This window comes from Peribacillus sp. NPDC055009 (assembly GCF_053608705.1).
Window position 1 is genome coordinate 111004 of the sequence record NZ_JBSGVZ010000016.1, and the last position, 10646, is coordinate 121649.

The 10646-nt window shown below is 39.6% G+C and carries 8 protein-coding genes; 5 read left to right on the top strand and 3 right to left on the bottom strand.

Features of this window, described 5'->3' with window-relative positions:
* The first annotated feature begins 35 nt into the window (after window positions 1-35).
* Window positions 36-1046 (top strand): FecCD family ABC transporter permease, encoded by a 1011-nt coding sequence (locus ACWF5P_RS20690; protein WP_101223362.1) that lies wholly within the window; start codon window positions 36-38, stop codon window positions 1044-1046.
* Window positions 1043-2050 carry an iron chelate uptake ABC transporter family permease subunit gene (locus tag ACWF5P_RS20695; RefSeq protein WP_434167831.1) on the top strand — a complete coding sequence of 336 codons (1008 nt, stop codon included), beginning with the start codon at window positions 1043-1045 and terminating at the stop codon, window positions 2048-2050. Before ACWF5P_RS20690 ends, ACWF5P_RS20695 begins: the two co-directional genes overlap by 4 nt.
* Before the next feature lie 83 nt (window positions 2051-2133).
* Here the strand turns inward: ACWF5P_RS20695 and ACWF5P_RS20700 are convergent, their stop codons facing one another.
* Window positions 2134-3081 (bottom strand): response regulator, encoded by a 948-nt coding sequence (locus ACWF5P_RS20700; RefSeq protein ID WP_434167830.1) that lies wholly within the window; start codon window positions 3079-3081, stop codon window positions 2134-2136.
* Between the two features lie 4 nt (window positions 3082-3085).
* Window positions 3086-4348: an ATP-binding protein gene (locus ACWF5P_RS20705; protein WP_434169726.1), complete on the bottom strand. Its 1263-nt coding sequence runs from the start codon at window positions 4346-4348 to the stop codon at window positions 3086-3088.
* Window positions 4349-4774: 426 nt separating this feature from the next.
* Between ACWF5P_RS20705 and ACWF5P_RS20710 the strand changes: the two genes are divergently transcribed.
* The 3 genes from ACWF5P_RS20710 to ACWF5P_RS20720 all read left to right on the top strand — a co-directional run bounded on the left by ACWF5P_RS20710 (window position 4775) and on the right by ACWF5P_RS20720 (window position 9960).
* On the top strand, window positions 4775-5764 hold the full coding sequence (locus ACWF5P_RS20710) for a glutaminase (protein ID WP_434169725.1): 990 nt from the start codon (window positions 4775-4777) through the stop codon (window positions 5762-5764).
* Between the two features lie 199 nt (window positions 5765-5963).
* Window positions 5964-7598: an amino acid permease gene (locus tag ACWF5P_RS20715; RefSeq protein ID WP_434167829.1), complete on the top strand. Its 1635-nt coding sequence runs from the start codon at window positions 5964-5966 to the stop codon at window positions 7596-7598.
* Window positions 7599-8064: 466 nt separating this feature from the next.
* Complete coding sequence (locus tag ACWF5P_RS20720) at window positions 8065-9960, top strand: PrkA family serine protein kinase (protein WP_207437311.1); 1896 nt, start codon at window positions 8065-8067, stop codon at window positions 9958-9960.
* 187 nt (window positions 9961-10147) lie between these two features.
* On the opposite strand, the gene ACWF5P_RS20725 is transcribed toward ACWF5P_RS20720, so the two are convergent.
* Window positions 10148-10357, bottom strand: coding sequence for a metal ABC transporter ATPase (locus tag ACWF5P_RS20725; protein ID WP_034315156.1), 210 nt, complete (start codon window positions 10355-10357; stop codon window positions 10148-10150).
* Between the last annotated feature and the right edge of the window lie 289 nt (window positions 10358-10646).

Genomic DNA, 10646 nt, shown 5'->3' on the forward strand with positions numbered 1-10646 from the left:
CCTTTTATTCTATAAAAAAGAGATGAGAGAGACAGATGACTAAAGAAAATCAACGTTTCATCCCATTTATATATAAACTGCTCATAGGGATTGCTGTATTCATAGGCATGTTCATTATTTCAATGGCATTTGGGGCGGCGGATGTTACTGTAAAAGATGTCTGGCAAGCACTGACATCAAATGCTGTCGGTGAAAAGCTTTCAATCATCCGGGAAATCCGTTTCCCTCGTGAAGTGGGCGCAATCTTTGTTGGTGCAGCACTTGCCGTTTCTGGTGCCATCATGCAGGGAATGACCAGGAATCCACTTGCCGATCCGGGGTTGCTTGGATTGACGGCAGGAGCCAATGCAGGTCTCGCCATTACTTTGGCATTTATTCCAAATGCTAATAATTTAGGGATCATGATTGCGTGTTTTATAGGTTCCGCTGTCGGGGCAACCATGGTTTTCGGAATTGGTGCGATCAAAAAGGGCGGATTTTCACCTTTGCGGATTGTATTGGCTGGTGCTGCAGTCTCTGCATTCCTATTTGCCGTTTCGCAAGGGGTAGGCATTTATTTCAAGGTATCAAAAGATGTATCGATGTGGACAGCTGGCGGGAATATCGGAACTTCATGGGAGCAGCTTCGGGTAATCGTCCCGTTCATTTTAATAGGCATCCTGATTTCCCTTATCTTTTCCAGGCAGCTCACCATACTTAGCTTAAGTGAAGAAGTGGCGGTAGGTTTAGGGCAAAAGACAACACAAATAAAGGCGGTTCTTTTCGTAGTCATCATTCTCCTGGCAGGTGCTGCCGTTGCACTTGTTGGAAATATGGTGTTCATCGGCTTAATGGTCCCCCATATTGTTCGGGCTATCGTGGGTACGGATTATCGATTCATCCTTCCTATGTCTGCGATTTTGGGAGCCACTTTCATGCTGCTTGCCGATACGATCGGCCGTACCATCAATTCTCCATATGAAACACCTGTGGTAGCGGTTGTTGCGATGATCGGTTTACCTTTCTTCCTCCTAATCGTGCGTAAAGGGGGTAAAGCATTTTCATGATCCAGTCATCATTAGTCAAAAAACAGCGATGGATAATAGGTGCATTAACTGCACTCATCATCGTTACGATCATTATTGGGACGTGTTCGGGATATTCCAATCTTTCTTTAGGACGACTGATTCCCACGCTTTTCGGGCAAGGGACGTTTAAAGAGGAATTCATTTTATTTTCCGTAAGGTTACCGCGAATCATCATCACCCTTTTAGCAGGCATGGCCCTTGCACTGTCGGGAGCCATTCTGCAAGGGATCACACGTAATGATTTAGCCGATCCCGGAATCATCGGGATCAACTCAGGAGCAGGTGTTGCCATCGCAGCTTTCTTTCTGTTTTTCCCGCTTGATGCTGGTTCTTTTGTTTATATGGTTCCGCTTGTCGGTTTTATCGGAGCGTTACTGACGGCCTGTTTAATATATATTCTCTCATTCAAGAGAAAGAGTGGCCTTGAACCCGTTCGGTTAGTGTTGATCGGGGTAGGTTTTTCAATGGCGCTTTCAGGCCTGATGATTGTCCTCATTTCATCAGCGGAACGAGAAAAGGTCGATTTCATCTCAAAATGGTTGGCGGGAAATATATGGGGCACGGATTGGCCTTTCGTTTGGGCGATTATTCCATGGTTAATCATCCTCATTCCATTCACTTTATATAAAGCGAATCGTTTGAATCTGCTTGGTTTAAGTGAACCGGTCGCAGTTGGGGTCGGTGTATCGATTGAAAAGGAGCGGATCGTACTGCTAATCACGGCTGTAGCACTGGCAGCGGCTGCCGTTTCTGTTACAGGCGGAATTGCATTCATTGGACTTATGTCCCCGCATATAGCGAAATCCTTGGTAGGACCTCGAAATCAACTATTCATTCCGGTCGCCATTTTAATCGGTGGATGGCTATTGCTGCTTGCCGATACGATAGGCCGTAATATAATTGAACCCGAGGGGATTCCTGCAGGTATCATGGTTGCATTGATTGGTGCTCCTTATTTCATGTACTTATTGTTGAAAAAATAAGAACTTGCTAAAATCCCCTGAAATCCTTCAGGGGATTTTATGTTCCATTAAGTGCTTCCGTAGTTTTTTGTTTTAATCATTGATTATCTATATCTAATTATTTCATCAGGATTCAATCGTTTCGCTTCGAAATAAAATACTTGAATAAACTTTTTTGTATTTACCCGGGTAGGTGTAAGAACTATTGTTGAATCATTTTGCAATTCTTTCATTTTTTGGCGTACGACTGTGAAATCAAAAAATTTGGAAGCATAATTTTCAAACTTCGGATTTGAAAAATCCGTTAAACCGAGCGAGGCAAAATGATTTAAGGAATGGTTAATCGTTCTGCGTATTCGCTGTTCGGCAGCTTTTATTTCTCGATTGATATCAGCCTGCAAAGCTGATGTACCGAGCTTTTTTTTGGTGATTTCTACAAAGATATCTTTAAGGGTAGGGAAATGCTTTCCAAAAGTAAAAGTCCTTTCATACATAAATAAATATTGAAGCATTTCCATTAAATCTTTTGCGCCATTTTCTCCAACGATCCCTAATTCCGATAGTAGGAATTCACCTACCTCACTTATACTTTTTTCATTAAAACTATTGTATTTATCAACTTTTGGCTGTTCAAAATTCAATACACTATTCAAAGAAGCTTGGATATTTGTGATCGATCTTTCTAAATGAATCCGTTCCATAACTTTTCGGATAACTGTTAATATCTCAATACGATTGATTGGTTTGGTAATATAATAATCTATTCCAAGTGAGTATGCCTCACCAATCAGCTCCTTTGATTCAACCTGCGAAATCATTATTATTTTTCCGTTAAATGTACTTTTTATATGACGAAGCGTCTCAATGCCATCCCGGATGGGCATTAATAAATCAATGAATAATATATCAATTTGTTTTAAATTCAGAATATGGCCTTCTAATAGACTCCCATCCTCGGCTTCCTCCACCACTTCTCCTAAATCTTCGTTCTCTATAATTTGGCTTAAGTTCGAACGTATGGCACAATCATCATCTGTTATAAAAAAACGCATGGAATCATCCTTTCTGGATCAACTTATGAATGGGTAATTTTATTGAAAAAACAGCGCCGTTAAAACTATTCTCAAACAGGATATCGCCTCCCAGTTCTTTTACGACCTCTTTAACATATGAGAGACCAATCCCCGTTGAAGGTGTCCCGAAATGATCATATTTTGAAGTGAACCCAGGTTTGAATATGACAGTCTGATATTTTTGAGGAATTCCAGGTCCAGTATCAGCAACTTTAAATTCCACATTGTCATGGATTTCACACAAACTTAAACGGACGATTCCCTTATCTTTAATTGCTTCAACTGCATTTGCGACTAAATTATTGAAAAGAGATAACACGGTATACACATGATAATGTGAATCATTTTTTTGATCCAATGAGTATTCGAATTGTACATCCTTTCCTAGAGATAAGGCATATTTTTCATTAATTCGGATAATTAAATGAAAAAGTTCAGCAGCATTCATATAATCCTTAAAACTCTCATTGGAAATCAATTTGGAAAGACCGGCAAAAATTCGTTGATTATCTTTCTTGACTTCATGCATTTCACCCGCGATGCGCAATGCTTTTTGACTATATGGCTCTGTAAGAACATGAGGTTGCTTTTCCCGTTTTTCCAGAGCTTTTAAATCTCGATACAAATCATACGATTTCTTTGTAATATTCTCAGCATTTTTTAATGTTTTTTTTAAATGAATCGTTTCCTCGTATAAGTTGGAAATGAGCATCAGCATATGTTCATTTTGTTTTCTGATTTGTCGTTCCCTTGATTGTGCTTCATAAAGCTTCATCATATTAAAAAAACTTAAAACGATAAAACTGTGGGCGAATGCGATCATGATCATCTCGTTCAGTGAACCTAGCGTAATTGTTGTTTCCAATACAATATATTGAAAGATTAATTCTACTGAGTCGGACAATATTTCGATAATGAGACCAATAAATCCAATAATCAAAGATCGGTTTTGAAAGCGATTGATTTTCACTAAATAAAAAAGAAAGCAGTAGGTGAAATAAAAGAAAAAACTTGGATAATGAACTTGGAAAGCGGAAGCCCAGGAAAAACTATCATGAATGAAAAAATCTATAAGAATACGAAATACCACAACCATTGTTCCTGTCAGGAAGCCCGAAAGAATGGCAGGTGTTTTCTGTAATAATAGTAAAAAGAAGAAAAGTACAGGTGGACCAAAACTTACCCGAAACGTTTCATTTAAAGGATAAAAACTCAATTCGCCTGCTAATGGGACTGTTAACAACATCAAAGCAAGGATATTGACCTCTTTTTTCATTAACGTACTCAGATTCAAGTCGTCACCTCCCAATTTGTTTAAAAAATCAGTATACAGTTTCATCAGCTTCAATACAACGCTTACTTTGTTCCTGAATGGAACGGCTTAAAACCAATTATCGCAAAACCAATCTGTTTTTCTATCCACAAAAAATGGTAACGGAACATGTGAGATGATTCCGTTTTTTTAGTGATTTTTATTTTTTAGATTTTGTAGGTTTTCGTATGATTATGTAGTTCCCAATTTAAAATTAACGGTAGATAGAATTTTTTGAAAGCGCTTAACAATTATTAGAATATTCATTATGTTTTCATCTAATCTATTGCAGCATGATGGCATTCGGTAAAACGCTCATTTTGAATAATGATACAACAACTGAAGAGGTGGAAAAATGTGATTGAAGAATTGTCAAAAGAGTATGACATTCACGTTAGTAGTCAAAAGCAAGCCGACTTAGATGAATGGGTGGCACATTACAGACCCTATGCTACTGAAGGGCAAACCGCCAATTATATACCTGCATTGAGGAATGCACACTTATCGCAATTAGGCATTTGCATACTGGAGCCTGGTGGAACAATGATCAAGTCAGGGGATTGGGAAGTCCCATTCACGCTGCAAAGTATTTCAAAAGTGCTTAGCTTTATAGCCGCGTGCTTGGGTTGTGGCATTTCTTATGTGTTAGAGAGGGTCGATGTGGAACCAACTGGAGATGCTTTCAATTCAATTATTCGTTTAGAAATGCATAAGCCGGGAAAGCCATTCAATCCGATGATAAATGCAGGGGCGATTACCATAGCTTCGCTTCTTCCAGGTGATACTTCACGAAAGAAATTAGAATTTCTCTATACATTATTTGAAAATTTGTTAGGAAAGCGCCCGGCCATCAATGAGGCAGTGTATCAATCTGAGTGGCAAACCTCTCATAGAAATAGAGCCTTGGCTCACTATTTAAAAGAGACGAATTATTTAGAATCGGATGTAGAGGAAGCTTTAGAGGTTTACCTCAAACAATGTTCCATAGTAGTAACCACAGAAGACATAGCCCTGCTTGGGCTGATTCTTGCACAAGATGGATACCATCCCATCCGTAAAGAACAAGTACTCCCCAAAAAAGTGGCTAGGCTGGCCAAAGCATTAATGCTTACTTGTGGTATGTACAATGCTTCGGGTAAATTTGCGGCTTTTGTGGGGGTGCCTGCCAAAAGTGGAGTATCTGGCGGGATCATGGCACTTGTTCCTCCAAGTTCCAGAAGCGGGCTTCCCTTTCAAGATGGATGTGGCATTGGTATATACGGACCTGCCATTGATGAATATGGGAATAGCGTAACAGGTGGTATGTTATTGAAACAAATGGCACAGGAATGGGATCTTAGTATTTTCTAAAAGCAGAGAAAATCTGTTCATATTAAAAAGCAATATAGGGTACATCCAAGATTCGCATTACAATTCACTAAACTTTAGCAAGAGGTGATGCAATTCAGCAATCACTTTAAGAATCAATTGGACGAACTTGAAACAATTGATAAATCAGTTAAGAACGTCATTATAAAGAATGAAATTTGGAAAGCATGGTGATGAACATATGAATAATTTGCAGCGAAAGATGGGTACGTTTTCGTTAACGATGGTAGGACTCGGGTCAATTATTGGCTCAGGTTGGTTATTCGGAGCATGGAAAGCGGCACAAATCGCAGGACCGGCTGCCATTATCTCCTGGATTATCGGGATGGTTGTTATTTTATTTATCGCACTATCTTACAGTGAATTAGGGGCAATGTTTCCTGAAGCTGGGGGGATGGTAAAATATACGCAATACTCTCATGGCTCGTTTATAGGTTTTCTTGCAGGTTGGGCAAACTGGATCGCAATTGTTTCTGTAATTCCAGTCGAAGCGATTGCTTCTGTTCAATATATGAGCTCATGGCCATGGAAATGGGCGGAGTGGACACATGGTTTAGTAGAAAATGGGAGTCTAACTGGGGCAGGCTTGGCAATTGCTTCTGCATTATTGGTCGTCTATTTTTTATTGAATTACTGGACAGTTAGTTTGTTTTCAAAAGCAAATTCATTTATTACAGTCTTTAAGGTTATTATACCTGGACTGACGATCGGCTCACTTTTATTTGCCGGTTTTCATGGATCTAATTTTACCTCTGCAGGAAGTATCGCTCCTAATGGTTGGGCAAGTGTGCTTACTGCTGTAGCAACTTCTGGTATCATCTTTGCATTTAACGGTTTTCAAAGTCCGATTAACATGGCAGGTGAGGCAAAGAATCCTGGACGTTCGATTCCATTTGCAGTAATAGGCTCCATCTTAATTGCAACGGTTATCTACGTTTTATTACAGATTGCATTTATTGGGGCCGTTGATCCGTCCATGATTGTGAACGGATGGCAACATTTGAATTTCAATTCACCGTTTGCTGATTTAGCAATAGTCCTAGGTATAAACTGGTTAGTTATTTTACTATACGTTGATGCTTTTATTTCTCCTTCCGGGACGGGAATAACATACACGGCGACAACGTCAAGAATGCTTTATGGAATGGAAAAGAATAAATATTTGCCAAGCGTATTTGGAAAACTTCATCCACTTTATGGTATCCCTCGTCAAGCCATGTTTTTTAATCTAGGTGTATCCTTCTTATTTTTATTTATGTTTAGAGGCTGGGGAGTATTGGCAGAGGTTATTTCGGTTGCGACATTAGTTTCTTATATTACAGGTCCAGTTACTGTTATGACATTAAGGCGCACTGGTCAGAATTTATACAGACCATTACGTCTAAAAGGATTAAGTATCATTGCACCGCTTGGTTTTGTTTTTGCTTCTTTGGTTTTATATTGGGCAAGGTGGCCACTGACAGGACAAGTATTATTTATCATTATGATTGGTCTCCCCGTTTATTTCTATTATCAAGCAAAAATCAATTGGAAGGGATTCCGTCAAAACTTCTTGGCTGGGGTTTGGATGGTTGTTTACCTACTCTGTATGATGACCATTTCATACTTAGGCAGTGAAAAGTTTGGTGGACTAAACATAATCCGATTTGGTTGGGATATGGTCCTCATAACATGTTTATCTCTAGGGTTTTATAGTTGGGCAATAAAGAGCGGATTCCAAACAGAATATTTGGAACAAGGACAAAAAGTAAATGAAGACTTGAGATCGATGGAGAATAACATTGCCGCTCACACTGAAAAAAAGGACGCTGTATAAATGGTGTAGCCACTTCATTGATTGGTATGCTCTAACTATTAATATCGATGAGGGTGAAAAAAAGGGGACGGCAAATTTAATTTGCTGTCCCCTTTTTGGATTTAAGAAAGGCTGTTATTTTTTTATTTCACACCTGGTTTATCATTATACCCGGCAGTGAAGATAGCGGCTAAAAATGTAATAGCAACCCCAACGATAATAACTGTGCCCATGCTGTGACCTCCCTTTACCCATATTGTCCCACTTAAGTATAGGCTTAGTATACCCTAATTTTTAGCAGGAGTGCACACAATTTTTCTTGTCAGCATAATTGTCCTCAATTCTTCAATGATTAAGCCTTTTTCGATACTGGAGAGCCAAGGGCTATTCGAAACAATGGCCGGCGACTTTTTAAAGTCTGACATGTTTGTCAGACTTGGAGCATAGATTTAAGTATTCTCTGAAAGTGACAGGGGGAGGTTCCTTAATGGATATTTTAAAGAAAATCGAAAAATTTAGAGAAGATGAACAGAAGCTGAAGTGGGAAGGCACCTTCGCAGAGTACTTAGAAATATTGAAAGAAACGCCTTTAGTTGCTCAATCTGCTCATTCACGTGTATACAACATGATCAGAGATGCAGGGATAGAGGAAGTAAATGGGACAAAGAAATACAATTTTTTCAGCGGTCAGTTGTTTGGCCTTGAAGATTCACTGGAAAGGCTCATCGAGGAATATTTCCATCCGGCGGCAAAGCGGCTCGATGTCCGTAAGCGGATATTGCTTCTAATGGGTCCTGTGTCAGGCGGGAAGTCCACACTCGTTTCTTTACTGAAGCGTGGACTTGAAAATTATTCATTAAAAGACACTGGTGCCATTTATGCAATAAAAGGATGCCCGATGCATGAAGATCCACTGCATCTCATTCCTCAATATTTACGGAATGATTTTTTTGAAGAATATGGAATAAGGATAGAAGGAAACCTATCGCCGCTGAATGTAATGAGGTTAGAACAGGAGTATGGAAGCAGGATTGAAGATGTGATGGTCGAGCGTATTTTCCTTTCGGAGGATAAGCGTGTTGGAATTGGAACGTTCAGTCCTTCAGACCCAAAATCACAGGATATCGCTGATTTGACGGGCAGCATCGATTTTTCGACCATTGCCGAATACGGATCCGAATCAGATCCGCGGGCATATCGTTTTGATGGTGAGCTGAACAAGGCGAACCGCGGGATGATGGAGTTCCAGGAGATGCTGAAATGTGATGAGAAGTTCTTATGGCATTTGCTATCATTGACACAAGAGGGGAATTTTAAGGCAGGACGTTTTGCATTGATCAGTGCCGATGAACTCATTGTGGCCCATACGAATGAAACGGAGTATAAAGCGTTCATTTCCAATAAGAAAAATGAAGCATTGCATTCCCGTATCATTGTCATGCCGATTCCATATAATCTGAAGGTTACCGAAGAAGAAAAGATTTATGAAAAAATGATCCGTGAAAGTGATGTCTCGGATGTTCATATAGCTCCGCATACATTAAGGGTGGCGGCAATCTTCAGCATCATGACACGATTGAAGGATCCCAAAAAGGGCGATATCGATTTAGTGAAAAAGATGAGGCTTTATGATGGGGAAAATGTCGAAGGATTTAATTCCGCAGACATCAATGAATTGAAAAAAGAATATCAGGACGAAGGCATGAGCGGAATCGATCCGCGTTACGTAATTAACCGGATTTCCTCTACGATCATTCGTAAGGAAAACCCGTCCATTAATGCGTTGGATGTACTTATGTCATTAAAAGCAGGTCTTGACCAGCATCCGTCCATTACGAACGAACTTCGGGAGAGGTATTTGAATTTCATTTCACTGGCACGTAAAGAATACGATGCCATTGCAAAAAATGAAGTCCAAAAGGCATTTGTCTATTCATATGAAGAGTCGGCGAAGATCCTCATGGATAATTATCTGGACAATGTCGAAGCATACTGCAATAAATCAAGGCTGCGTGATCCATTGACTGGGGAAGAAATCAATCCAGATGAAAAACTGATGCGCTCGATTGAAGAGCAAATAGGAATTTCCGAGAATGCAAAAAAAGCATTCCGCGAAGAAATATTGATTCGCATTTCTGCATATGCGCGTAAAGGTAAGAGATTCGATTATAATTCCCATGATCGTTTACGGGAAGCAATCCAGAAAAAACTATTTGCTGATTTGAAGGATGTCGTAAAGATCACTACTTCAACGAAGACACCAGACGAAAGGCAACTGAAGAAAGTGAACGAGGTCATCACGAGACTTATCGACGAGCACGGTTATAATTCCACCTCAGCCAATGATTTGCTGCGCTATGTGGGAAGCTTGTTAAATCGGTAATCCATACTTTTTTGCCCCTGCCCCCAATCGGGCAGGGGTTTATTGCCTTTTGCGGAAGGTAAATGAAAGAAAGGTGGACTTCTGAATTCCCTTGAAATCATGCATCTTTTGTTAAAGGGTGATTATATAAGGCAAGAGATTAAAGAACCGGGCCCTTCTGAATGGAGGGAGTCCGGTGCTTTAATTTCTATTTAGTTACATTCAAACCATACTGTTCAATAAGTGTAATAAGTTGATTCGGTGATAGTTTTTCTTCGCTATGATCGATTTTAATTTCCCCATCATCAACATCGATGATCGCTCGTTCCACACCTTCCGTTTTCAAAAGTATGGACTCCAGATTTAAAATCGGACCTTCTGACGTTGCTTCCTTTACATAAAGGGTAGTTGTTTGCATACTTCTTGCACCTCCTTACATTAGCTTATAATGTCTTATCTATACCCCATATTTCCATTAGATATGTTACGTTTTGGATTTGGAAATATTGGGTATCAATAAGTAGAGGTGATGGCAAATGAGTAAAGAGGAATTGAAAAAAGAACATGTTCCGGAAAATAGCTCCATGGCTAAGGATTATGAAGAGATGAAACAACTTGGAAAGCAGATGGAAAATCAAAGGACGAATGAAGAATTGAAAGAGTGGGATAAACGCCCAGGTACAGTTCAACATGAAATAGAGGAAGAT